This is a genomic window from Legionella drancourtii LLAP12 (assembly GCF_000162755.2).
Taxonomy (GTDB): domain Bacteria; phylum Pseudomonadota; class Gammaproteobacteria; order Legionellales; family Legionellaceae; genus Legionella; species Legionella drancourtii.
The window spans coordinates 39,010-65,675 of the sequence record NZ_JH413830.1; the positions used below are offsets into that span (position 1 = coordinate 39,010).

Genomic DNA, 26,666 nt, shown 5'->3' on the forward strand with positions numbered 1-26,666 from the left:
CTGACTAATAGGGGGATCCTTAAAATCATGGCATAAGTTATGCCAATAGACCTCGTCTGCAATCAGAAAGGTCGTGAACTCAAATTCAGAAGTTGCTTTTTCAATGATGGCTTTTAGGTACTGTTCAGTACAATAAGGGTTGCCACGAATGCTTAATAGCACTAGGGCTTTGGTTTTTTTTAAACTAGGAAATAAGGATTTTGCTTGTCCTTTAAATTGTGCTGTTAAAATATCGCCATCTTTAGAACCTTTTATTTTAACCATAGTTCCGTCTTTTTATTTGGTGAGTAGTATTGAATTGAGCAAAATTATAACAAAAAATTCACTTTTCGGCTATTGAGTGTTTATTTAATGAGCTTGTAGTATATAAATAAAAATAGACCTATAATTAAAAAAAACAATAAGAAGACTGGCATGATAAGAAAGGAATTCGCATCCTTAAACCAATTGCAGGAAGAGCTCGGCGCTTTAAAAAAACAATTGAAAGATGAAAAAAAATATTCTCGTTTTTTAGATGAGCTCATCGCCTCGCTACCGGGCCATGTGTATTGGCTTAATACGAAAAACGAATTCTTAGGGTGCAATAATTTACAAGCTAAATCTGCCGGGTTAGCTTCACGAAAAGAAATTGTTGGCAAAACGAACTTCGATATGCCTTGGAAAGAGCAGGCAGAATACCTCAATAAAATCAATAACCTAGCGATGCAAACGGGGCAATCTCAGGTTCAAGAAGAATGCATTGATATGTCAGAAGGTCCTAAAATCTATCTATCACATAAAGTTCCTTTACGTGATGAGCATAAAGAGGTTATTGGCGTATTAGGGGTTTCTCTGGATATTAGCCAGATGAAGGAAATGGAGGTAAAGTTACGTGAAGCGAAAGAGCTTGCTGAAGCAGCAAATAAAGCAAAGTTGGAATTCTTGGATAATATGCGCCATGATATTCGCACCCCTTTGTCTGGGATAGTTGGTTTTGCAGATTTATTAAAACAAGAGTCTAACAGCCCTCAAGTTAAGGAATATGTAGACAATTTAGTTGCATCCAGCCATGCGCTTCATAAATTATTAGATGAGGTCTTAGAGGCAATTCGAGTCGGCTCAGGAGAAATCCCAAGACTTAAGAAAAAATTTAATTTAAAAAAATCATTACAACACATTATCGATTTAAACCGTGCCAAAGCGGCACATAAGCACCTAAAATTAACCCTGGATGTTGATGATTCCATCCCTGAGTATGTTATCGGCGATCAAATACGTGTGCATCGAATTGCTTTGGAGTTAATTGCGAATGCTTTAAATTTTACCGACACCGGATTTGTCCGTTTGTCGGTGCACCTTATGAAACGAAAGCGTAGAGAGCTCATCATTAAACTGGTCGTTGAAGATTCAGGGATTGGGATCCCCAAAGACAAACAACAAGAAATATATATGCATTTCACTCGTCTTACCTCATCTTACCAAGGTATCTATAAAGGAGCAGGCCTTGGTCTTTCAGTCGTCAAACAATTTGTTGATGAGGTTGATGGAGAAATTTATGTGGAAAGTGTTTTGAAAAAAGGCTCAAAATTTACGTTTGTCTTTCCACTAAATGAATCATTACTCAATGATGCTTTAGGGGTTGAAGAGGAACCGGAATATATTAGTAAGTATCGTTTTGAAATGTCCGATAACCGTGTACGTAAACCGCTCCCTCAAGCGTTAAATTCTGACAAATACCGTGTTCTTTTGGTGGAAGACAACCCTATAGCACAACAAGTTGCTCAATCAATACTAGGCAAACTAAATTGCGATACAGAGCTTGCGGAAACCGGGAAAAAGGCGGTCGATTTATGGAGTACTGGGCAGTATGATTTAATTTTTATGGATGTAGGTTTACCTGATCGCGATGGTTATGAGGTAACCCACAAGATTCGCATTATGGAATTAGTCCGCGATACGCACATTCCGATTATTGCGCTTACAGCACATGCAGGTGATGAAAATACCCAACGATGTATTGATGCAGGAATGAATGCGGTACTTATGAAACCGCTGACCGTAAAAAGCTGCTCGGATATTCTTGAGGCTTTTATCCCCGGTTACCCTCAGCAGGATTACTTGCCAGAAAACAGCGCATATTCATCTGATTTACCAAAGACTCAACATGCTTTGTTTGAGCTGTCGAAGTTTCCTCATTTAGACAGCGAAGCCGCGAACAAAGCACTTGGAAATGAGGCTTTATTAGTCGAAATGCTTTCATTGATGCTGAACGAGTCATTGCCTGAAGATTTGGCACTTCTAAAAGCAGCATATGCTGACAATAATTGGGATGAAATTCAAAACGTTGCCCATAAAATTAAAGGTGGAGCTGTGTATGTAGGCACGGTGAAAATCAAAATGGCTTGTCAGTATCTTGAGCGATATTGGAAAACGGGACAACATGATTTGCTCGAACCGCTCTATCAGCAAGCCATAGATGTGATTGAGGAAAGTATGAAGGTCATTCAAGCTTGGTTAAATACGCATTGAGAATATACCATTGCATTTTAAATTACGTGAGCAGCGCGATTGCTGTTTTTTTATCCATTTGCCTAATTATTGCTTAATAATGTCTTAATTTTAAGTGGGTATAATTTTTACACGGTTACTAAATACTTTAATTATGAAAAAAAAATATGAAAAACAACCATTAGGATGGTGGGATCGAGTTTTAGATCTTCCTTCTGACGCAGTTAGTATTAGGGATGGATCGGAATTCAGAGAACCGAGTTTTAATGTGGGAAATCAGGCTTTTTTCTTTGCAAGCGAAGAGACTCAGCGAGTTGAAACAAAAAAAAAGAAAGCTCAATAGTTTAACAACGCGAGTTCGAGTTGATGAGATTGAAAAACGAGAGAAACGAGTGACTCATTCCGATCTTATTCACAAGGCTATCTCTTTGGCTGATGTTTCTGCAAAAACCAGAGCAGCGGAGGGTATTGTATATATTCATACAATTCATACATTCGAAAATATTTGGAATGCTCTTCCAGAACAAGATAAGAGAGCATTGCATAATGGCCATGAGATTCATCTCGATGTAAAAAATGCATACTATAGGCATTTCGTGCAAACTTTAATTGGCGCTCAAAGACAACAAGAGCCACAGGTTCCACGGACTGAACCAGAGTCTCGTTCAATGTTTTATAATTTTGCAGTTCATGCTCAATCAACAAGCTCTGCGCAAGCAAAAGAGGCTGTTCAATCCATAACATTAGACAAAGCCCTTTCTATAGCCAAAAATGTGGGAACAAATATGGGGAAAGCTGCTGCAAAAGCAGCAGAAAAATATTTTGAAACAGTTCATACCATTGATTATGTGTGGAGTCTTGCAAAATGCAGAGATACTTTATTAGAGGGGTTTTCACCTGTTGAACAAAAAATAATTAAAGAACGCTGCCATAAAAATTACGTTATGGCGCTCCTGGCAAATCAAATAGAAGATCCTATTCAACGAGCGGAATATTATGCCACCCGGAATGCTAGCCGGAATGTAGCAAATGGAACTAGATATAAAGAGCGTTATACAGAACATTATCTGTGGACAAAGCTTCGCTCCCAAGGACAAAACAAATTACTGTTTAGGGAGGATGAGCGCTTGCATATGAAAATAAAAGAGGCTTATTGTCAATGCTATATTAAGATCTTAAAAAAAGCGTCTGAGCCAAAATCAGTGGTCAACCCTAATGAAAATCACCTGCCAGATCGTCACTTAGGGAAGGAGTATCGCTTTTTATCTAGGGCTTTATCGCTTACTGAGAGCCCAAAAGTCTCAGATGATGCAAATATTTATTTCCCAAGAATGAGATAAAAAATAGGTCGGGCTGATAATAATTCAGCCCGATTTTTGTTCTTTTTAATGAGCTTTAATGACCGATTTCGATTATTTGCTTTGGTTGTGGCACAGTAGTCTAATAATATATTACCTTCAGCAGTTACCTTTTTTTATGGTAGGTCTTATTTAGATCGACGCCTTTTAATGTGGTTGGATTTTTGGAAAAACTATGTACGGCGTTAAATGTAAGTAGGCAATAATGATCATGGTCTTTCTCATACTTTCAAGTATCAGCTTATACTTGATGTAAAAAATCTATTAGGTTTTTAGCCATGTGCGGCATTAGAGACTATTATTGATATATCAATTGAGGTTCCTGTAATGTTGTCTATCGTGAAATTAGTCAATAATTCCAGGGAATGGTATGGAACTAATTAATGGAATAAACCCATGCAAATTACTTTTTTAGGTGCGACAGAAACAGTTACAGGTTCAAAATATTTATTATCTTTTGCTAACAAAAAAAATATTTTGCTTGATTGTGGCCTTTTTCAAGGCGAGAAAGAATTGCGATTACGAAATTGGCATTCTCTTCCCTTTGATCCCAAAATCCTTAATGCGGTCATTCTTACCCACGCCCATATTGACCATACAGGTTATTTACCATTGTTAGTCAAAAATGGATTTAAAGGGCCTATTTTTTGCACCCAGGGCACGAAGGATTTATGTGACATATTGTTACCTGATAGCGCACACTTACAAGAGGAAGATGCAAAACATGCCAATAGGCATCATTATTCCAAGCATAATCCGGCATTGCCGCTCTACACGGCAAAGGATGCCGAAAAAGCATTAAAATTATTTCGTCCCCAACCTTATAATTCTGTGGTAGAACTGATTAACGAGATCAGTTTTCAATTTATTCCTGCAGGCCATATTATTGGTGCTTCATTGGTCAGAATTCAATCTGAAGGTAAGTCCCTTCTCTTCACCGGGGATTTGGGACGAATGAATGAGCCAGTAATGCGCGCACCAACACTAGTGCAACAAACGGATTATCTGGTTACTGAATCAACTTATGGTGATCGTCTTCACGAGAAAGATAATCCCAAAGATATATTAAAACGCATTATTGATAAAACATACCAACGAGGTGGATCGGTAATTATACCTGCCTTTGCTGTGGGACGCACGCAGGCTATTTTGTACTACCTTTCTGAGTTAAAAAAAGAAAACTCACTACCGAATATACCCATATTTTTAGATAGCCCCATGGCGATTAATGCCACTAATATTTTGTCGAAACATAGTGAAGATTTACGTTTGACTAAAACGGAGTGCGAAGAACTGTGTAAGATTGCTACCTATGTACGCTCTGCCGAAGAGTCAATACAGATTGATAGCACAAAAGAACCCAAGATCATTATTTCTGCCAGTGGTATGGCTAGTGGTGGTCGCATTTTATTTCATTTAAGGGCCTATGCCCCAGATGCAAGAAATACTATTTTGTTTACAGGGTTTCAAGCTAGAGGTACTCGAGGAGCAGATATGCTCAATGGTATAAAACAAATAAAAATTCATGGTGATCTAATCCCTGTGAATGCCGAGATTGACGAGATTCGAAGTACTTCAGCGCATGCGGACTATGCAGAAATTCTTCAATGGCTTAAACATTTTGATGCGCCACCTATAAAAACATTTATTACTCACGGTGAGCCCGCAGCGGCTTTATCTTTAAAAAACAAAATTGAAGCTGAATTGGGTTGGTCTTGTGTTGTTCCCTTATATAATCAAACGGAGCAATTATGAGAAACAGGCATTCAACTTTAAGTCTTAAATATTTGGGGATTAATACCTATAAAGAACCCATTATTTATATGCGAGAAGATTGCCATATCTGTAAATCTGAGGGGTTCTATGCACAGGCTCGCGTGCGCGTGGCCTTAAATAAGCGCTCCATTATTGCAACCGTCAATACGATCGAAACTGATTTATTACGCCATAATGAAGCGAGTTTATCCGATTATGCCTGGGATTTATTAGCGGCAAAAAATGGGGATCAAGTTTCAATTACCCATCCAAAACCGCTTGATTCGCTAAGTTATATTCGTTCCAAAGTATATGGGAATGAACTGAAAACTGGGGAAACAAAACAAATTATTGATGATCTTATTTCAGGACAGCTCTCAGATATTAATATTGCAATGTTTATTGCTGCCAGTGCTGGAGACAAATTATCAAAAAAAGAAATTTTGGATCTGACTTCGGCAATGATTGACTCCGGTCAACGTATAACCTGGCCTTCCTCTCTTGTAGTTGATAAACATTGTATTGGCGGTTTGCCTGGAAATCGGACGACACCAATCGTTGTTTCTATTGTGGCTGCCTTTGGCTTGATGATTCCTAAAACATCCTCAAGAGCCATTACCTCTCCTGCAGGTACAGCGGACACCATGGAGGTATTTACCTCAGTTAATTTAGATCTTCCTGCCATGCGCAAGGTAGTTGAGCAAGAAAATGGCTGTCTTGTTTGGGGCGGCTCGATGTCATTAAGTCCTGCGGATGATTTACTCATCAGGATTGAACGAACGGCGGATTTAGATAGTGAGGGGCAAATGATAGCCTCCATTTTATCTAAAAAAATTGCGGCGGGTTCCACGCACCTTGTAATTGATATGCCCATTGGCACCACCGCTAAAGTTAGATCAATTGAACACGGGAAATTGCTTAAAAGTTCTTTGGAGTCTGTTGCGCAAGAGTTTGGTATTGAAACGAAAATTATGATCACAGACGGTTCACAACCTATTGGTCGAGGTATAGGTCCGGCTCTTGAGGCTGTTGATGTATGGGCCGTACTTCAGTGTGATAAGCATGCACCGCAAAATTTAAGAGAACGAGCCTTATTACTAGCGGGGCAGGTCCTTGAATTTTCGCCAGGGGTACTTCCTGGGCAAGGTATAAACATTGCAACTGCGATTCTAGATAGTGGCAAAGCACTTGCGAAATTTGAAGCCATTTGCATGGCTCAAGGGGGATTGCATGATATTCCCAAAGCCGCCTTTTCTCATACCGTTGAGTCAACGGTGTCCGGCACCATTATTAACATTGATAACCGTCATATTGCTCGCGTTGCTAAATTAGCTGGTGCACCACAGGCCAAAGTTGCGGGGGTTGAGTTGTTAGTGACGTTAAATACGATCGTTAGGAAATCGCAACCTTTATTTAAAATAGCTGCCGAAACTAAGGGACAACTTCATTATGCGCTTGATTTTCTTAAACAAGGTCATGATATTTTCCAGATCGAAGTCAGTTCGTGATAAACGCGTTGACGGAATAGTAATATATAGGGAGCTACCGGGTTATAAGAGCGCGCAATATTTTTTTGGATGTACGGGAACGAGTACTTTATCTGCATATTGCTTGTCAGTTCCATTCTTTTGCTAATATAGTATAGACCTGTGCACAAAATATTTTCCGACTTGGGGTAGAGCATGGAACAATCGCCCATTATTTTTTCTTTTATTTGCCCATGATGCTTTAGCGAAAACTATTCAAAAAAAATGTCAGTATGAACTAGGGAGCATAACACAACATCAATTCCCTGATGAGGAAACAGTGATGCAAATTGATTCCAATGTTGCAGGGCGCGAAGTGTTTTTTATTACTAGTTTAGACCAACCGAATACAAAATTAGTGCCGCTTGTATTTGCTGCAGAAACAGCAAGGGCACAAGGTGCGTTAAAAGTAACGCTGATTGCGCCTTATCTTGCATATATGCGTCAAGACAAGGTATTTGAACCAGGTCAAGGCATTACATCAAAATATTTCGCCCAATTACTTTCTCGCTATTTTGATGGTTTAGTGACAATCGATCCTCATTTACATCGATGGCATACATTAAGCGCTATTTATGACATTCCCGCCACAGTGTTACATGCTACGGATAATATAGCTCAGTGGATACACAAACATATGCACGCGCCAATACTCATTGGGCCAGATGCCGAGAGTCAGCAATGGGTGGCTGATATTGCCAGGAAAGCTAATGCTCCCTTTCTCATTTTAGAAAAAATTCGTAAGGGAGATAAACAAGTTGAAGTTTCTATCCCCAATATTGAAAAATACCAAAATGCTATTCCGGTCTTGATTGATGATATTATCTCTACAGGTATGACCATGATAGGGGCTGTAAAACATTTATTATCATTAAAGATGCACCCGCCAATTTGTATTGGTGTTCATGCTATTTTTGCGGGAGATGCTTATCAACAACTATTAGCCTCTGGCGTTGAAAACATCATTACGTGCAATACCATCCAACATTGTTCTAATGGTATCGACATAAGTACTAATATCATCAATTACTTAGGGATATGTAAATGAGGTGTGCTTTAGAACAAATCAAAAAATATGTACGTGCTGCTAATTACCTTTCTGCCGCCCAGATTTATTTGATTAATAATTTCTTACTGAAAAAAACACTCGATTTCCAGGATATTAAGCCACGGCTTTTGGGGCATTGGGGTACTTGTCCTGGAATTAATTTTATTTATGCACACCTCAATTTTCTTATTAAAAAACATAGAGTACCTACTATTTTTATTCTCGGTCCTGGTCATGGTTTTGCGGCTTTACAAGCCAACCTTTTTATGGAAGGTACTTTAAAAACTTATTATCCTCAAGCGACCCATGATTATGTTGGTATTGAATATTTAATAAAAAATTTTAGTTGGCCTTATGGGTTTCCCAGTCATAGTAATCCAGGGGCACCTGGAGTTATTCTTGAAGGGGGTGAATTAGGCTATTCATTAGCTACAGCTTATGGCGCGGTACTTGATAATCCAGGTACTCTTATTGCCTGTGTTGTTGGGGATGGTGAAGCAGAAACAGGGCCTTCTGCAACGGCTTGGCATTTGAATAAATTTATAGATCCAACGAAAAATGGGGTTGTTTTACCAATTCTTCATCTCAATGGGTATAAAATTTCTGGCCCAACTATTTTTGGCAGAATGACCAATAAAGAATTAAAATCACTCTTTTATGGCTATGGTTATGAGCCTTTTATTGTTGAAGGTGGCGCTATTTATAAAAAAATGCTCATCACCCTTGAGACGTGTTATCAACATATTGATGCTTTACGAAAAAATGACAAAAACATACGTCCGCCAATGATTATATTAAAAACACCTAAGGGGTGGACGGGAATTAAAAAATTACATGGCCAGAAAATTGAAGGGAATTGTCTCGCTCACCAAGTGGTAGTAACCCATGCAAAAACTGATCGTAGTGAATTACAGGCTTTGGAGAATTGGTTACACTCTTATCAATTTAATACCTTATTTGATGAAAAAAAGGGGTTTATCGATGACATTACCAGTCTGATACCTGAAAACACCTTGTGCATGGGGGCGAATAAACATACTTATGCTGATCCTGAGCTGGTAAACAAATTATTGCTTCCTAATCTAAATGGTATGACTGAAGATATTATTCATCCCGGAAGTATGGGGGCGAGTAGTATGCGGTTTGCTGGCGCTTATCTTGCTGAATTAATTAAACTAAATCAAACAAATCGTAATTTTAGAATGTTTTCACCCGATGAAACTTATTCCAATAAACTGGATAAGGTTTTTGAAGAGACAACACGTGCAAATCTGCAGGCCCAAAAAGCGTGGGATAAAGATATTAGTGTTGATGGTCGTGTCATTGAAATGCTCAGTGAACATTCATTGCAAGGTTTAATGCAAGGCTATGTGCTTACCGGTCGTCATGCCCTTTTCGCATCTTATGAGGCATTTATTCAAATTGTTTCCAGTATGGTGGATCAATACATGAAGTTTTTGCATGTCTCTCGGCAATTTCCCTGGCGCGGGGAACTTCCTTCCCTTAATTACATCTTAACTTCATCAGGCTGGCGGCAAGAGCATAATGGCTTTTCTCATCAAAATCCGGGATTCATTTCCAATATACTGCAAAAAAATGGTGATTATGGTCGTGTCTATTTCCCTCCTGATGCAAACAGTACCTTATTCGTCCTTGAAAAATGCTTTCAGTCGCGTAATAAAGTGAATGTTATTGTGGCGGGAAAAACATTTGAGCCATGTTGGTTGACTCCAGAGCAGGCGAAAATTGAATTAGAGCAGGGCTTAATGATTTGGGATTTTGCTAGCGATCCGCATCCAGATATTGTTCTTGCAGGCGTTGGTGACTATGTTTCTCTTGAAGCACTTGCAGCCATTAGGTTAATTAGACAAGAAACGCCTGCTGTAAAAATTCGTTTTGTTAATATTATTGAATTATCTGCTTTAGGATTAGGTTATTCTCATTCGTTAACAGAAGAGCAATTTGATACGTTCTTTACGGGAGACAAACCGATTATTTTTAATTTTCATGGCTATCCTGCGGTACTGCAACAACTTCTTTTTCCTTATGGCAATACAAAACGATTTTATATTCATGGTTATGTTGAAAATGGTTCGACAACGACCCCTTTTGACATGCATATTCGCAACAGAACCAGTCGTTGGCACCTTGCTTTGGAAGTATTTTCTCTTATGGCTCAAAGGGGTGTTATTGAGACTAAAGTAGTGATGAGATTAAATAAAAAATATAAGAAAAAATTCATGGAGCATACGCGCTATATTAAACAATATGGAGTTGATCCAGATGAGATAGCGAAATGGCAATGGTCAGGAGAATAATATTATGACTACAATTACTAAGAGATCGGGTGCCAAAGTCCCTTTTGACCCAAATCGATTGCATCGGTCGTTAAAACGAGTGGGGGCAGATGAGTCTCTTATTAAAGAAATTGTAGATGAAGTGTCACATTGCCTGGTAGAAGGAATGTCAACGCATACAATTTATCATATTGCTTTTCGGTTGTTACGTAAAAAATCACGTAGTTTGGCGGCAAAATATCATTTGAAGCGAGCGATCATGCAGCTAGGCTTATCTGGTTATCCTTTTGAGAAATATGTTGCTGAAATTTTGCGACGCCAAGGTTTTCAAGCAGAAAACAACCAAATTGTAGCTGGGTTTTGTGTGAGCCACGAGGTTGATGTTGTGGCTCAATGCAAGGGGCAAAAAATTTTTATAGAATGCAAATACCACAATCGATTAGGCGTTAAAAGTGATGTAAAGATTTCTTTATATTTTAAAGCACGTTTTCAGGATATTGAGCTATCTTATAAGAAAAAAGCTGAAGAAAAATTACAAGGATGGCTTGTAACCAATACTCGATTTACCCAGGATGCCATTCAATATGGACTTTGTGCAGGCTTACATTTAGTGGGTTGGGATTTTCCTGAAAAAGGTAGTTTAAAAGAACTAATAGAATTTTCGGGCTTATATCCCATCACGTGCATTACGAGTTTCACCAAGGCTGAAATATCACAATTGCTTGAGAAAAACATTACGATTTGCAAAACAATAAGCAATAATATTGACCTTCTTGATGAATTAAAGACTCCCAAACAACGAAGAGATTCTATTATTGAGCAGTGTCATGCCTTATGGAACAGTGCTATTAATTGAAGGTTTACCTTTTTATAAAGGCATGGGTAATCCGAAGATGATTCACCTGGCGCCATGTCTACATTGCTATTTTCTGCCGCAGTTTTGTTTGATGCCCAAATTGGGTGATTAAGCATGATTAGTTCGTATCCTGATAAACAATGTTGAATACGGGTGTGTAAGGCTTCATATTTAGGATACGAGGCATCGTTGAGACTTGAGAATAATTCATAATTTTCACCTACTTCGCCCTTATCACGATAACGGATGTTATGGTGTTTATCGCCTAATTGTTTTGCGTAGATAAATTAATCTATGCGTCCAATAATAATGTCTTTTCTGTTTAAAAGGCGTCCGTCTTGTGAGCGTACCTGCAATTTTTCAATGGGTTGTTTTTGAGCCGCGTCAAGTGGTTGGGCACAAAGTTCGTTTGTTGCAAATAAATACTCTTTTCCCCATTGAGCCAAAGCAATGAGTACAGGTAATAATGCCTCTCCTTTTTCAGTGAGAATATACTCTTGGTATGCACTGCCATCTGATGCTGGGACTATTTTGAATATATCCTGATGTACCAAAGCTTTTAATCTTGAGGTTAATATATTTTTTGCAGCACCCAAATTACGTTGAAATTCACTGAATCTTCGCACTCCACGTATTGCTTCACGAATAATTAAAAGCGACCACCAGTCGCCAATTATATCCAGTGATCGTGCAACTGCGCAGATGTTACCTTCTAAGCTTTTTCTCTTCATCATGTTCTCATGGGCTATCTTTTCTAATTATATCATAAGTTGGTTTAATAATGAGACCAACTTCAAATGAAGCAAGGCCCAATAAAATGGTGATTTAAGTAAATTGTTAGCAGGGACAACCAGTTGCATTATTAAACCAAAACACTATACTAAAGAAGTGAGCACTGGAAATGCGGCTTTTTCAATGATATTCGTTAGAACATCTTAATTGTCCTGTATATTGGGCAATCTGCATTACATGTACTAAATACTCAATTGAGTAATCACTAGAAATGAGATTCATCGAATTTTGGGAGTCCGTATGAGCAGAGCAACAAAACGCGTTGTTATTACCGGTGTTGGCGCGGTCACACCAATTGGCTGTAATCTGAACCAGATTGAGTATTCTCTTAAAGAATCACTAAGTGGGGTAAAACCCATCTCACTTTTTGACACGGAAAATTTGCCAGTAAAATTCGCTGGTGAGTGTTCAGCTTTTCACCCAGAAGACTTTTTAGATCCCAAAGAAATTCGCCGCAATGATCGCTTTATTCAAATGTGTTTGGCTGCCACTGAAATGGCGGTGCAAAATGCAAATATTAATCTTGATGACTTAAAAAGGGCCGGTGTTGCTATAGGAGTAGGGCTTGGCGGATTATACTCTATTGAAGAAGCTTCGATGGAGCTGCACCGTGCTGGTGCTAGAAAAATTAGTCCTTTTTTCATCCCTTCCATTCTGGCGAATCTTGCCAGCGGGCAAATTAGCATTCGTTATCAAACAAAAGGTGCCAACTTTGCTATTTCTTCTGCTTGTGCGAGTGGCTCGCAAGCAATTGGACAGGCTTATCGTGAGATTCAAGCCGGTCGTCGCGATCTTTGGATTGCCGGTGGCGCTGAAGCACCAATTACCCCTTTAAGTATTGCTGGATTTTCATCCGCGCGTGCATTGTCTCGTCGTAATGATGAGCCTGTTTTAGCCTCAAGACCATTTGACCAAGAGCGTGATGGCTTTGTTTTAGGTGAGGGGGCAGCAAGCTTCATCATTGAATCTTTGGATTCTGCTCTTAAGCGTAATGCAACGATCTATGCGGAAATCATTGGTTTTGGTATCGCTTCTGATGGGTATCATGTGACCGAGCCTGATCCGCATGGGGAGGGCGCGTATCTTGCGATGAAAGAGGCACTTGATGATGCTGGGATTGAAGCAAAAACAATAAATTATATCAATGCGCATGCAACCAGCACACCACTTGGGGACCGAGTTGAATCTATTGCTCTAGAGCGAATCTTTGGTGAGGACATAGGCTCCGTTTTTGTATCGAGTACGAAAAGTCTTACTGGGCATGCATGCGGCGCCGCAGGTGCCATCGAGACCGCGTTTTGTACGTTGATGCTTGATAAAGGCTTTTTGCCTCCAGCATTTAATCTGGGAAAAATGGATGAGGATTTTCGCTTTCGTTCACCAGGTATCTCCGAATTGCAATTTCAACCCCGAATAATTATGAATAATAGCTTCGGTTTTGGTGGGCTTAATACGTCGATGATTTTATTAAAAGCGGAGGCATGATGAGCGTACATGAGCAAGTCTTGCAGAGCATGCGTGAAATGGCTGAGAAATTTGCAAAAGCTGGGGTTACATTGCTCATGCCTCCTCCATCAAATGCAACCTTGGGAACGCGATACACCGACATTGACTTTGGCAAAATGATCGCCGCCGAAATCAAATTTGATCAGAAATTTTGTAATCCTATTTCCGCCTTTCAGGGCGGTTTCTTATGTGCTGTCTTTGATGAAGTATATGGCCCTCTTACGTATATGGTGAGTGGGCGACCTGCCGTTACCATCGAAATGAGTACCAGCTTTATTCGTCCTTTCACTGCAAAAGATGAGGTGATCATGGTACGGGCAGAATTAGTTGCCAAATCCAGAACGCTACTTGTTTTAAAAGCGGAAGCGAAAAATAAAGCGGGCAAGTTAATTGCGACCTCAACCTCTCACTCACTTATTTTGAGTGAGCAACACCCGAATTTAATGTGAGCTTAGACTAATAAATTGTGACAGAGTTTATCCTCTCGAAGCCTTGTGAGCTTGACGTAAAGGCTTCGAGGCTGCGCTATGCATCTTCTTATTATGGCTTTATATTTTTCAATATGGTTGTTGTTTGACAATAATTGGATATTATGCCAGTCTTATTTTTAGTAAACACGATATATAATATGACAGGACGTTTGGTCATCTAGGTTGATTGATGCTATTGAATCACTGATGACCATTAGCGCTTAAATTTCTAATTCAAGGATGATTACCATGACAAAAGTTCACGCTTACGCCAGCCATGAAAAATCAGGAACGCTTTCACCTTTTGAGTATACCTTGGGCGAAATCGGCTCCGATCAAGTTGATATCAACGTGGAATCCTGTGGCATTTGCCATTCCGACGTTGCCATGATCGATAATGAATGGGGTTTTAGTAACTATCCGGTTGTGCCCGGTCATGAAGTCATTGGCACGGTCATGGCCGTCGGGGAGCACGTTAAAAACGTAAAAGTTGGCCAGCGTGTTGGCCTGGGATGGATGAGTGGAAGTTGTATGTATTGCCATGCGTGTCTTAGTGGCGATCATAACTTTTGCAGTAATGTCGAACAGACCATCGTTGAGCGACATGGCGGATTTGCTGATAGGGTGCGTTGTAATTCAGAATGGGCTATTACATTGCCTGATAATCTGGATGCTCATAGTGCTGGTCCCTTATTTTGTGGTGGTATTACGGTATTTAATCCCCTTGTGCAATTTGACGTGCGTCCTACACAGCGTGTTGGTGTGATTGGGATTGGTGGGTTAGGCCATATGGCACTGCAGTTTCTTAATAAATGGGGATGTGAAGTGACGGCATTTTCTTCTACCCCAGGTAAAGAGGCTGAGGCGAAGCGCTTAGGTGCCCATGATGTTGTTAATTCGAAAGACAATAAGGCGCTGAAGGCATTGGCTGGTCGGTTTGATTTCATTTTAAATACGGCTAATGCTAACCTTGATTGGTCTGCTTACATTAATGCGCTGGCACCACGCGGGCGGCTACACTCAGTTGGGGTTCCTTCTGAGCCTATTTCTACACAAGTCTTTCCGCTTATTATTGGTCAGCGTAGTATTTCTGGTTCTCCCTTTGGCAGTCCAGCGACAATTGAGGACATGCTCCAATTTTGTGCGCGTCATACGATCCTGCCATTGACGGAGCACTTTGCCATGCACGATGTTAACAAAGCCATCGAACATCTGCGCTCCGGAAAAGCACGTTACCGGGTTGTTTTAGATAATTAATTTCATGAGTAATGGCTTAATCGAGGCAGGCCAGGATCAACAAATCTTAGCCTGCTCTTGATTGGCTAACACCTTACTGTGGCATCAGGAATTACAATTTAAAGTTGTTGAAACGTTACAAACAGCAGAGTTTTTAACGAATTCTTTCGCTTGTGGTTGAAACAAGCGATGCGCAGAAAATTCAGACCATAAACCTGGAAATACTTGGTTTAGTTCGTTTTTCGCTTGAGCTTTGGCATGAATTCTATTGTGCTGCATATCTTTGTAAGTTAATACGACGTGGTTATTTTGCTCATTGACTTTCATCGACCATTCAGATTGTGCCTTATTGTTTAAATAATATTCGGCAAAACGAGTAGCAAAATCGCCCATTAGTTCATTCGAGTTAAAATGTAGCGTAAAGGAGGGACAGGTATTGCCTTCACCCACAAACGCAAATGATTTGGCTTGCACTCCTTGAGCATAATCCTGGCCTTTCCATTGTATTGTTTCACCTTCGCGTGTATAAGTGCGTCCGCGAATACCGAAGCCGCCAAACTCGCCCACATCGGTACTTTTAGGAATTACTTTACATTGGCCAATATGTTTTTTCGCCAGAGTAAATAATTCTTCTAATGATTTATCAGAGACTACCGCTTCAGGATTACGCTTAATTTCTACATGGAAATCAACACAATAACTTCCTGGCATAACTAAAGATTTAATATAGGTTCTTGAAATCAGCAGCTCTAACCCTAATTGGTCTTTAAAAAAGTTCACTAACTGTTGTCGTTGGGAGGCAAAGCCTAAAGGACTTTGCTCTTCTTCTTCTTTAGGGATACTGGAAACAATAAGTTTAGCAACCCCACCTGGAGCTAGTAATAACCCTTCAAAAATGAGTGCTTCTATAGGGTTTGTTTCGCCTGCGGCATAAGTTGAAGCACCAAAGGCTTCACAAACCAATGCCACTTTGCCTCGTAAGTAATTAAAAATTCTTTGCGCTACGGGACCATTTGGAACTGGACTATATGCCAATAAATCAATGAAGTGTGCATTGTCAGGATTAATTTCATGTAGACCTAAGCCGATGGTTACAAAGCCTGCTTTTTCTTTCATTTCTCTTAAAGCAAATGCATCACCCATGCCTATATCAACGACAATTGGTTTGTTCTCTGGATTTATTCTTTGCAAAAAATCAACTGGATCCAATATTGGCGTTGGTTTATCCGCCATCCATGCCAAAGATAATAAGGCCATAATATCAGGAAGTTTAGATGTTTCACTCAATGATTTAAAAGTCCACGGTGCAAGCAATAAACGCACATAATCTTCCAAGCGGCGGCTTTGCGGCCAACTATTTGCTTGTTCAGGCCAACGGTGATCGCGTAAGACTTGTTCTGTGAAAGACTCTGTTCTTGCATACATGATTAATTTTTTCCGCTTAGATTATTAATGAGATCATATGTAATATTTTTAATCAGGTGTATGTCGAATATCGGACATAGTTCAAGAAGAAGTAACGATAGGGAAAAACAATAAATGGTAAATAATTAAACAAATAGTCTTTTGTTTGGTATCAAAATAAGTTAATATGTGCTTTTGTTGAACATAACGGTGTTTGCGAATGGAACAAATTTCTCTACATCCTTGTTTAAAACATCACACGTTAATTAATGATCTTTGTTCCCCATTGCAAAGTCTGGGGGTAACTTTTTTTGGCTATACCGCGCTTGATTCTTTAGGTAAGGCATTTTGTCTTGGCTCAAAGGCTGATTACGCAGAGCAATACTTAAAGCGAGAACACGTTAAAAAAGACATCCTCGTAAGACCTAGGGACAATAAAAAGAAATACGATTATGACTTTTGGGATTATCAAACCCTTGATAGGGCACAAGAAGAGCTTTACAACATGGCCGCTGATTTTGACCAAAGCCATACCTTAAGTATTACCCAGCACTTTAATAGCCTATCCCATTCATTCCACTTTAGTGGGCACAAGAGTGATGATGGTTTAAATCAGCGTTTATTAGAAAAAATGGATTGCTTGCATTTATTTATCGACTTATTTAAAGAGAAATTAAACGCCATCAGTGAGTTAAAGGAAATTTATCAACATGCAACTACAGTTGATCCATCAACCATTGTCGATAATCGTCCAACTGAACTGATTAAAGTAAATCCTTTGCAAAAAAAGAGGAAAAAAGCCTTAAATTTTAAAGCAAATACTTATTTAACTGAACGTGAGCGCGATTGTCTGTGGTGGTTGGCTTTGGGTAAATCAGCACAAATTATTTCTGAGATAAATCAGGTTTCACGTAAAACTGTCGAGCGCAATATTGCGTCAATTAAAGAAAAACTAGGCTGTTATACGCTTTTTCAAATGGGTATTTTTTTAGCAGAAAATAAATTATCTTATTTTTTACCGAAAGTAGAAATGCATTAAAAATGCTTTTTTTATCAATCAAAATTATGTGATCTGAGTCCATTAAAGGATACTTTCTCGCAATAAAATCCATGTGTTATGCTAGGAGCCGTTGCTAATGATGTGAATTTTTTAGACAGAATCCAAATCCTTGCTAAACTTAATGGTACGTTATCAGAAATCTGAGCTATTGTACGGAAGCATAAATAACGCTCATAAGGAAAAGTTATGACAACTGATATTCTTATCTGTTCTCCTGTTCGTACGGCCATTGGTACCTTTAATGGCACATTAAAAAACACGCCGGCCCCAACATTAGGTGCGGTTGCTGTTGCTGAAACCCTCAAACGTGCTGCACTTGCACCTGATTTGGTGCAGGCGGTAGTTATGGGACACGTGGTGCAGGCAGGAGCAGGGATGAACCCTGCGCGTCAAGCGGCTATTCATGGTGGTGTTCCGGTCAATGTGCCTGCTTATACTGTGAATCGGGTATGTGGTTCGGGGGCGCAGGCAATTGTCTCGGCTTATCTGGAAATTATGAGTGGTAATATTCAATGTGCTATTGCGGGAGGAATGGAAAACATGGATCAATGCCCGTTTTTACTGCCCTCAGCACGTTGGGGCTATCGCATGGGCGAAGGCAAGGTGAGCGACAGTATGTTGCTGGATGGCTTAAACGATGCGTTTTCTGGACATCCCTCCGGTTGGCATACGGAGGATCTTGTTGCAAAATATTCCATTTCCCGTGCAGAACAAGATGCCTGGGCTTTGCGTTCCCAGCAGTACTTTTCCAAAGCACAAGCCAACGGTCGATTTGCTTCTGAGATTGTACCTGTTGAAATTGCTTCGCGTCAGGGGGTAGAACTCTTCCAAAAAGATGAGCATAACCGTCCGAACACCAGCGCTGAAAGCCTTGCCAAATTGAAACCAGCATTCCGTAAAGACGGTACTATTACTGCCGGCAATTCACCCGGACTAAATAGTGGCGCTGCGGCGATGATTGTTGCGGATGCGCGTTTTGCTGCGTCACACGCTCTTAAACCGATGGCACGCATCATTGCTTATGGCATCAGTGCCGTTGAGCCGGGTATGTTTGGTATTGGTCCAGTTTCTGCTGTCCAGCAAGTGTTGCACCGTGCAGGGTGGGCAATAGGCGATGTAGAGCGTGTAGAAATCAATGAAGCCTTTGCGGCTATTGCCATCGCGGTTACTCGTGAACTAGGTTTGCGTGAGGACATTGTTAATGTTGAAGGTGGGGCGATCGCACACGGGCATCCAATTGGGGCTACGGGGGCAATTTTAACCACTCGTCTGTTGTATTCAATGAAACGCGACGGTTTGAAACGTGGCATTGTCACGTTATGTATCGGGGGTGGGCAAGGTATTGCCTTAGCCTTGGAAATTTTATAGCAATTTGTCTTAATAAAAGGATCATTATTAATGAATGCTTCAGATAAAGAAACACAATATCAAACTGATGGGACGATTAAAACCAGATTGACTGATTATAATCTGCTCAATAATTCTCGGCTAAATAAGGGTACTGCTTTTACGCAAAGTGAACGCGATGAGTTTGCACTCCATGGTTTATTGCCGCCGCACATTGGGACGTTGGCAAATCAAGAACAGCGTCGATATGAAGGATTGACCTCACTGCAAACCCCTCTAGAGAAATATAGTTTCTTGCGTGATCTTCAGGATACGAATGAAACGCTGTTTTACTCGCTGATTGCTCACCATATTGAGGAAACCCTACCTATAGTTTATACCCCTGTTGTTGGCGAAGGTTGCCAACAATTTAGTGAGGTGTTTCGTAAACCACGAGGTCTTTTTCTCAGTTATCCCAATAAGGATTTGATAGATAAAATTCTCGCTCACCCACGTTATGATGTTATTAAATGCATTGTTGTGAGTGATGGGGAACGTATCCTTGGTCTTGGTGATCAGGGGGCTGGCGGCATGGGTATTCCCATTGGTAAGATGGCACTTTACACTGCTTTGGCGGGGATTCCGCCCGAATATTGTTTGCCCATTTTACTTGATGTGGGCACGGATAATGAAGAGCGACTCAATGATCCGCTCTATATTGGTTGGCGTAACCGGCGTATTCGTGGTCCGGAATATGATGAATTTGTCGATATGTTTGTCTCTGCGGTGAAACGCCGTTGGCCGAATATCTTGTTACAGTGGGAAGATTTTGCCGGCGTTAATGCCGCACGCTTTCTGGAACGCTATCGCAATCAGTTGTGTACCTTTAACGATGACATCCAAGGAACTGCCGCTATGGCGACGGGGACCTTGCTTGCGGCGATTAACGTGACCGGCATTCCCATGAAAGAGCAAAAAGTGGTTTTCTTTGGTTTTGGTGGAACCGGACATGGGATTGCACAATTAATCCGCGCGGCAATGAGGGATGCTGGCTTGACTGACCAGGAAGCAGGGGAGCGTATTTATGCGGTGGATCGTTATGGGCTTCTGGTTGAAGGTGGAAAAGGTCTTAGCGTAGACCAGGAGTCTTTTGCACATACGCGCTCAGAAGTTGCTAAATGGCAGGTCGCCAATTCTGAGGACATTAGTTTGCTCGATGTTGTTCGTAATGTGCAGCCGACCGTATTGATTGGTGTTTCTGCCCAGCAGGGAGCTTTCACTGAAGAGGTCGTGCGAACCATGGCAAAAAATACTGCACGCCCAGTCATTTTCCCGCTCTCAAACCCCACCTCTCATAGTGAAGCAACACCGCAAGATATTATTGATTGGACTGATGGTCGCGCTTTAATTGGCACCGGAAGTCCATTTGCCCCCGTAAAAATCAATGGCAAAGAGGTTCATATTGATCAAACCAATAATTCCTATATTTTTCCAGGATTGGCATTAGGAATCATTGCCTCACATGCCAAACGCGTTTCGGATGCGATGATCAAAGCTGCGGCGCTCGCTCTTGCTGCGCGTTCACCTGCTAGAGAAGACAAGGAGGCAAACCTCTTACCACCATTGTCAAGCTTGCGCATCATCAGTTTGGATGTGGCAAAAGCAGTAGGAAAACAGGCTATCGCAGAGGGACTTGCTGGGGTTGACGAAGCTGGCTTTGTGAAAGAGCTTGCCGCTAATATTTGGGAGCCTGTTTATAAGACTTATATACGTGTTGATTGAATATGCTTCATGGTGAGAAAGAGAAAGTATCTTGTTTATCATCATGAAATTTTTGTATTAATAAAGGAGTTTATTTTGAAGTACGTTTTTTTTCATAACCAAAAACAGGCAATGCCTGTAGCCAATATTTTTTGTATTGGGCGAAATTATGCAGCTCACATTGCTGAATTGGGCAATAAACAACCAGAAGCTCCAGTCGTCTTTTTAAAACCGACCTCAGCGCTGAGTACGGAGGATAATTTAATTCATTTGCCAGCATTTTCTCATCATGTTGATTATGAAACCGAACTGGTATTATTGATTGGACGTGAGGCAAAGCACATTAAGCCAGAAGAGGCTTTGAAGTGCATTGCTGGTTATGGTGTTGGTTTAGATCTTACCGCACGCGATGTACAATCCATGGCGAAAGAACAGGGATTGCCTTGGACGTTGGCCAAAGGTTTTGACCATGCAGCTTGTGTATCAAAATTTGTTGCTGCAGATGAAATTGGTGATCCGAGTCGGTTGACCTTTCAGATGAAGCAAAATGGTAGTCATCGGCAACACGGTGATGTGGCGCTGATGTTATTTGATATACCGTATATTATTGCTTACCTCAGTACCATGTTTACCTTGCAAGCGGGCGATTTAATCTATACGGGTACGCCTGAAGGTATTGGAACAGTGAATAACGGCGATCGATTTGAGCTTAATCTGGATGATAAAGTCAGCGCTACTTTTTCGGTTGCCCAATAAAGTTTTTTTAGCTTCTTAATGCTAAGGAATAATAAACATGACTAGCACCATAAAACAGCGTGGCAAAGAAACACTTTATGAAGGTTATCTGCAACTTTATAAATATGATTTAGAGATTCCAAGCTTAAGTTTATCTGAAAAATCGATTCAGCTAACTGAGCGTGAAATGGTGCACAGTAGAGATTCTGTACTGGTACTTATTTATGCACCACGGTTGGATAGTTTTGTTTTGGCTAAGGAATTTCGGTTGGGGGTATTTTGCAATGCCGATCCGGATGAGCCTTTTGTCTTGGAATGTGTATCCGGTACCGTTGATAAAAACAGTAATCCTGAAGAAACGGCACGTAAAGAAACCTATGAAGAAACAGGACTCAAAGTTGCTCATTTGGAGCTTCTTGCTACTGTTTATAAGAGTCCGGGATTGATGACCGAAAAGACTTACATTTACTATACTGAATTTCCCGGAAGCCCCGAAGAAGGAATCCATGGTTTGCAAGAGGAACATGAGGAAATATTAACGCAGATACTACCGCGAACTGAGGTTTATGTATTGATGGATGCCATGAAAATAATCGATGCCGCAACCCTGATTGCCCTGATGTGGTTTCGTATAAAGTATGAGGGGAAAATGGATCTATCTATGTGAAGACAACATGTCTGATCGCGGGGCAGTTGGATACATTGGTTTTAAATAAGTCCTGTGTTAGCAAAAGGCCACCGCAGGGAAACCAGGTGTTGGTCGAACCTGAGTATTGATAAAAGGGTAATCCATTAATGATTGCTATTAATCGAGAGTGAGGCAAATGATTGATACCTTTCTTCGCATATGAAAAAATATCAGCATGAAAAATTCATTAATGAAGGAATATCATGCAGAAAATATACATGGTTATTGCCGTCCTATCTGCATTATTCGCTAATGTGTTGGGTGCTTTTGGTGCGCATGCTTTGAAGGGGACACTTGATGCATCCTCTTTGATTGTGTTTCAAATTGGCGTTCAATACCAGTTTTATCATAGTTTAGCGCTGCTAATAATGTCTATTTTAATGTTTCATATCAAGAATCAGTGGCTGCATCGAGCTGGTATAGGATTTATTTTGGGGTATTTTCTTTTTTCAGGAAGCCTATATCTTCTGAGTATTACGGGCATTAAATGGTTGGGCATCATTACCCCCTTCGGTGGTTTCGCATTTATAAGCGGCTGGATTTTGTTGTTAATTGGTATTTTAAAGGCTTGAATCTGAAATCACGCCAATTGAATTAATGTATCATGAACTTCTTATCCGAAAATTTTTAGCACTCTGAATATAGAAGTAAAATAATTCAATTCATTCATGTTTTCTACAAATTATTTTAACCATCTTACTTCGATGAGTGGAGCCATTATCAATGATCATTTCTACCTGCGAAGTCACTTTGTTTGCGGACAGCCTTTGATACGATGCACTAGCCGCTTCTTTCTGGATATTTTATTTCATATGTGTAATAATTGCTAACTAAATACACATAATTTATTCATTTTAGTATTGATAATATGTTTAGAAAATTAAATAAATCAGTAAATTTTTTGCATAGGAATATGTTTTTTACTCATTCATTCAAGACCATGACAAGAAATATTAGCGAATTTGTTCGTGTCAATGCGATTGATCATGACGGTTGTTTTGGCTTGCAATATATGGAGCCCAGCGAAATTAGTATAATGCATAAACCGGTGATTGAATATTTAAATAATGAAAAAAAAGCCAATGGGTATACTGTCGACTATGTGATTAGTAGTTCAAATAGACAAAGTATTCGGCTGGATTGCTTAAATAGTATTTACAATCAAAATAACTTAGCGTTTCCTGTTGCAAAAATATTAGCTAAATCATTGGGGGCGTGGTTTGATCCTTTATTATTAGCAGATATTAGCGCAAATCGTAAACCTGGTTTTACCGTTAATTGCATCAATGAGGTTGCTTTAGCAAAAAAATTAAATTTATTAAAAAATTGTGTATCTGATGAACTTTTGGATGAACTTTTGAATGGAAATCATGTCGATTTTGCCCTTTCTGAAGATAAAATTAATATAGTATATTCTCAAATGCATCGTATCGCTTCAATTCACCCAAGAGCAATAATTCATTTTAATATTTATGATGATTTGCAGGAGCAAGTCTTAGGTTCTTTAAAATATTTTTATGGCCGTTATCCAAATTTAATCCCTTTAAATATGAAATTAAATCTTCACTATTTTAGTACTGTAAATAACGAATCATCAAATAGCAGCTTAAATGTGCCGAATCTTATCTATACTATCAATGGTATTGGAGCCATTGATACGGAATATTATCATACTGTAAAAATGATGGAGGAAATAGCAAAAAAAACAGAAGGTGAAATAAGTACGTATCACATGAGCCAATATATTACTCCGGAAGCCATACAAAGAAATTTTAATCCAATGTCTTCTCCCTGCATACCATAGAAGAAACAGCTGTTGCTTTTTTACTTTACTCCTCAATTGATCAGGTCGACCTGGTGAACATTATTAATGTTTCATATCAAGAATTAGTTTTCAGGAAGCCTATTTTATTTGAGTATTACGGGCATTAAATGGCTGGGTATCATTACCTACCATCGGTGGTTTCGCATTTATAAGCGGCTGGATTTTGTTGTTAATTGGTATTTTAAAGGCTTGGATCTGAGATTACGCAAATTTAATTTTTAATCTCTTGGATAGCTGTCATAAGTAGCTTGTGCGCAGTGAGTCCAGGGAGTTCGGAGGGGCTGCTCCTTTGGGAGGATCCACTGCGGGAGGAGTGCTGATTGCTCATAGACTATTAAAAACCGGGAGAAATTGTCATCTCTTTTTCTTCTTCTTCGTTTGCTTCCTCGGCTATTTTATTTTTTATGATCTGATTCAGAGAATTTAATAATTTACTCGGTTTATTAACAAAGCTCTTCGGTAGGGTTTGAATTAAAACCTCCTTCAAATTTGTCAACTCCTCTTTGGAGAGGCTTTGTAAGAGAGCAGCTTCAAACAGGCTATTTTTTTTCATCAGATTTTTTAAAGATGCGAGAAATGTATTTTGTGAGCTAAATACTTTTTCGATCAAAGTGCAAAGAATAGTGAACGATTTTGTTGCGATACAATAATCAAACAGATCTAGTTCTTTCTCACCAGCCATTACTGGAGCAAATAAATATTCAGTTAGCTCAATTTTTTCCTGTAAAGCATAATTAAGAACGAGCTCTAATCCTCTAATGTTATTCTCTTTTACTAGATGGTTAAGGAGGGTAAGACCATTGTTATCTGAATAAAAATGATCGTGCATTTCAGCTAATAAGTTTTTGCCTATTGTAGCAACTTGTTTGTGTGACGCGAAGCCTAATAGCAAAATATGGAATGCATTATAGCCTGTTCTTAACATACGACGGTCAGCATCTGCTTTGGCTTGTAGTAGTAGGTTAATACAATCAGTACGTCCTAAATAAGCAGCAAACATCAGGGCGGTTAAATGCTCTTGTGCCTGAGCCGCTAATTTATTTTCCTGTAACGCTAAGGCATACAAATCCACATGCTCGAGTTGTTCTAACTCCTGGCTTAATTTTGATAATTCATTATTTAAAATGAAAATAAACAGTTTAGGTACAATCCAGGTATTCGTCTTTAATTTGAGCCGCTCTACCATTTGTGCATCAAAGTGGACAACAAGCGGATGATAAAATGCTTTATTGTCCAAAAACAACTCGGTTTCACTTTTCCAATTATCAGAAGAATGCAAATAGAGTGGAGAAAAACGAATGGCCTCCGGTAAATGGTGAAAATATTTATAGCCATAATCAATAAATAATTGCTCTCCTTTTTTAATATCTTTACAAGGAAAGAATCCAATATAAGTTTCTTTTCCATCCCACATTTGTATTACTTCAAGGTTTGGAGTATGGCTATGATTTACGAAAGCACACCAATTGCGTTGATGATTTGCATCAATGCCGCCAATGACTCGGCTTCTTTTCCTATCAAATAGGTTAAAATGATATAGAGAATTCGGATCTTCCTTATTACGATCCACTCTTTCGCCCCGATATTCTCCAATAAGAACAGGGGTGGTTGAGATTGATTTAGAAATTTCCTTCTCTGCATATACTCCCAACCCATTAATGAGATGAACGGGGCCTATTCGGACAGAAACCTTTTTTATTCCATCTCGATCTTTCTTCTTGATATAACTGAAAGTATTTCCTTGGTTCTCAACAAGCTGCTTTCTATCCGTCGCTGAATGAGGGTTATAAACCCGGGGTTTAATCGCCGGCGGATTGTGCGAAAAAGTAGGCATTTTTTGTGAGGAGATTGTCATTACTGCTTGCTGGGGTGATAATTTGGTCTGTGAACCAGAAGTACCCGAATTTTGGGAAGCAAAGAGGCCTGCTCTATGCCTGGATAATTGCGGTTGTACAGGTCTATGAGGCCATCGTACAATCAATAAAGAAGGCATCTCGATTACTGGTTGATTCGTCAACATAGCCAAAATATCAGAATTATCCAATTGTGTTGAGCTACTGATATGATGATTTCGTTCAAACACTGCAGTGGCATATCCTTTGATGTTGCTAATTTTAGTACTCCCATCTGGAGCTAAAAAAATAAGAGGGATACCGGGATCAGCCCCTGCAGCAAATAGTACACGTAATGCTGGAGTGTTATTTTTTTCTAGCGTAACCAAGAGCGGAAGTTTCCCTGCTTTGCTTATGACATTTAGATCCCCCTCTGGCAGTAATTGTGAAATAAGTTCCAGTGGATAATTTCTTTCTAAGGCGATCAGGATGGCTTCATTTGCTTCGCTACAAGGAGTAGGAGGATAAAATTCATTGAAGAGACTAACTAATTCAGTTAAGCCGTCTAATTCACCCTCACTATGATTTTTTGTGATAATTTTTAATAAAAGTTGTCTTCTTTGTTCTTCATTAAAGTGAATATTTAGTTCATTTGTTATACAAGTAAAAAATTTTCGCAGTAGTTTTCTTAAATTATCTATAGC

20 protein-coding genes and 1 pseudogene are annotated in these 26,666 nt (G+C 39.6%); 17 read left to right on the top strand and 4 right to left on the bottom strand.

Features of this window, described 5'->3' with window-relative positions:
* Window positions 1–264, bottom strand: a pseudogene (locus tag LDG_RS19690) (hypothetical protein); the annotation flags it as partial.
* A 150-nt stretch (window positions 265–414) separates the two neighbouring features.
* Here LDG_RS19690 and LDG_RS11130 point away from each other — a divergent pair.
* From LDG_RS11130 to LDG_RS11165, 7 genes are all read left to right on the top strand, one after another.
* Complete coding sequence (locus LDG_RS11130) at window positions 415–2,508, top strand: response regulator (protein WP_006871466.1); 2,094 nt, start codon at window positions 415–417, stop codon at window positions 2,506–2,508.
* 293 nt (window positions 2,509–2,801) lie between these two features.
* Entirely contained in the window at window positions 2,802–3,827 is a 1,026-nt protein-coding gene (locus tag LDG_RS11140) for a hypothetical protein (RefSeq protein WP_006871467.1), read from the top strand.
* 414 nt (window positions 3,828–4,241) lie between these two features.
* A complete protein-coding gene (locus LDG_RS11145) occupies window positions 4,242–5,600 on the top strand; it encodes an MBL fold metallo-hydrolase RNA specificity domain-containing protein (RefSeq protein WP_006871468.1) in 1,359 nt (452 codons plus the stop codon).
* A complete protein-coding gene (locus LDG_RS11150; RefSeq protein WP_006871469.1) occupies window positions 5,597–7,108 on the top strand; it encodes a thymidine phosphorylase family protein in 1,512 nt (503 codons plus the stop codon). The genes LDG_RS11145 and LDG_RS11150 overlap by 4 nt, the downstream gene beginning before the upstream one ends.
* A 139-nt stretch (window positions 7,109–7,247) precedes the next feature.
* Window positions 7,248–8,174 (top strand): ribose-phosphate pyrophosphokinase, encoded by a 927-nt coding sequence (locus LDG_RS11155; protein WP_050805558.1) that lies wholly within the window; start codon window positions 7,248–7,250, stop codon window positions 8,172–8,174.
* Window positions 8,171–10,492 carry a phosphoketolase family protein gene (locus LDG_RS11160; protein WP_006871471.1) on the top strand — a complete coding sequence of 774 codons (2,322 nt, stop codon included), beginning with the start codon at window positions 8,171–8,173 and terminating at the stop codon, window positions 10,490–10,492. Before LDG_RS11155 ends, LDG_RS11160 begins: the two co-directional genes overlap by 4 nt.
* Window positions 10,493–10,496: 4 nt before the next feature.
* The gene (locus tag LDG_RS11165) at window positions 10,497–11,327 is read left to right on the top strand and encodes a restriction endonuclease (RefSeq protein ID WP_006871472.1); all 831 of its coding nucleotides are present in this window, start codon (window positions 10,497–10,499) and stop codon (window positions 11,325–11,327) included.
* A 287-nt stretch (window positions 11,328–11,614) separates the two neighbouring features.
* On the opposite strand, the gene LDG_RS11170 is transcribed toward LDG_RS11165, so the two are convergent.
* Window positions 11,615–12,061 carry a winged helix-turn-helix transcriptional regulator gene (locus tag LDG_RS11170; protein ID WP_199484687.1) on the bottom strand — a complete coding sequence of 149 codons (447 nt, stop codon included), beginning with the start codon at window positions 12,059–12,061 and terminating at the stop codon, window positions 11,615–11,617.
* Between the two features lie 298 nt (window positions 12,062–12,359).
* On the opposite strand from LDG_RS11170, the gene fabF reads away from it, so the two are divergent.
* The 3 genes from fabF to ahr all read left to right on the top strand — a co-directional run bounded on the left by fabF (window position 12,360) and on the right by ahr (window position 15,352).
* Complete coding sequence (gene fabF / locus LDG_RS11175) at window positions 12,360–13,604, top strand: beta-ketoacyl-ACP synthase II (protein WP_006871475.1); 1,245 nt, start codon at window positions 12,360–12,362, stop codon at window positions 13,602–13,604.
* Between the two features lie 38 nt (window positions 13,605–13,642).
* Window positions 13,643–14,074, top strand: coding sequence for a PaaI family thioesterase (locus LDG_RS11180; protein ID WP_158307883.1), 432 nt, complete (start codon window positions 13,643–13,645; stop codon window positions 14,072–14,074).
* Between the two features lie 270 nt (window positions 14,075–14,344).
* Window positions 14,345–15,352: an NADPH-dependent aldehyde reductase Ahr gene (gene ahr / locus LDG_RS11185; RefSeq protein WP_006871477.1), complete on the top strand. Its 1,008-nt coding sequence runs from the start codon at window positions 14,345–14,347 to the stop codon at window positions 15,350–15,352.
* Between the two features lie 84 nt (window positions 15,353–15,436).
* On the opposite strand, the gene LDG_RS11190 is transcribed toward ahr, so the two are convergent.
* Window positions 15,437–16,756, bottom strand: a complete 1,320-nt coding sequence (locus tag LDG_RS11190) for a hypothetical protein (RefSeq protein WP_006871478.1) — start codon at window positions 16,754–16,756, stop codon at window positions 15,437–15,439.
* Window positions 16,757–16,955: 199 nt separating this feature from the next.
* Between LDG_RS11190 and LDG_RS11195 the strand changes: the two genes are divergently transcribed.
* The 7 genes from LDG_RS11195 to LDG_RS11225 all read left to right on the top strand — a co-directional run bounded on the left by LDG_RS11195 (window position 16,956) and on the right by LDG_RS11225 (window position 24,109).
* Entirely contained in the window at window positions 16,956–17,774 is an 819-nt protein-coding gene (locus LDG_RS11195) for a helix-turn-helix transcriptional regulator (protein ID WP_006871479.1), read from the top strand.
* Window positions 17,775–17,981: 207 nt separating this feature from the next.
* Window positions 17,982–19,163 (top strand): thiolase family protein, encoded by a 1,182-nt coding sequence (locus LDG_RS11200; RefSeq protein ID WP_006871480.1) that lies wholly within the window; start codon window positions 17,982–17,984, stop codon window positions 19,161–19,163.
* Between the two features lie 30 nt (window positions 19,164–19,193).
* Window positions 19,194–20,903, top strand: coding sequence for an NAD-dependent malic enzyme (locus LDG_RS11205; protein WP_006871481.1), 1,710 nt, complete (start codon window positions 19,194–19,196; stop codon window positions 20,901–20,903).
* A 75-nt stretch (window positions 20,904–20,978) separates the two neighbouring features.
* Window positions 20,979–21,638, top strand: a complete 660-nt coding sequence (locus LDG_RS11210; RefSeq protein WP_006871482.1) for a fumarylacetoacetate hydrolase family protein — start codon at window positions 20,979–20,981, stop codon at window positions 21,636–21,638.
* Between the two features lie 37 nt (window positions 21,639–21,675).
* Window positions 21,676–22,284 (top strand): NUDIX domain-containing protein, encoded by a 609-nt coding sequence (locus tag LDG_RS11215; RefSeq protein WP_006871483.1) that lies wholly within the window; start codon window positions 21,676–21,678, stop codon window positions 22,282–22,284.
* A gap of 224 nt (window positions 22,285–22,508) precedes the next feature.
* Window positions 22,509–22,877: a DUF423 domain-containing protein gene (locus tag LDG_RS11220; RefSeq protein WP_006871484.1), complete on the top strand. Its 369-nt coding sequence runs from the start codon at window positions 22,509–22,511 to the stop codon at window positions 22,875–22,877.
* Window positions 22,878–23,173: 296 nt separating this feature from the next.
* Window positions 23,174–24,109 (top strand): hypothetical protein, encoded by a 936-nt coding sequence (locus tag LDG_RS11225; RefSeq protein WP_006871485.1) that lies wholly within the window; start codon window positions 23,174–23,176, stop codon window positions 24,107–24,109.
* Between the two features lie 355 nt (window positions 24,110–24,464).
* Here the strand turns inward: LDG_RS11225 and LDG_RS11230 are convergent.
* Window positions 24,465–26,666: SET domain-containing protein-lysine N-methyltransferase (locus LDG_RS11230; protein ID WP_040535529.1), on the bottom strand; the 2,202-nt coding region annotated here is incomplete at its 5' end.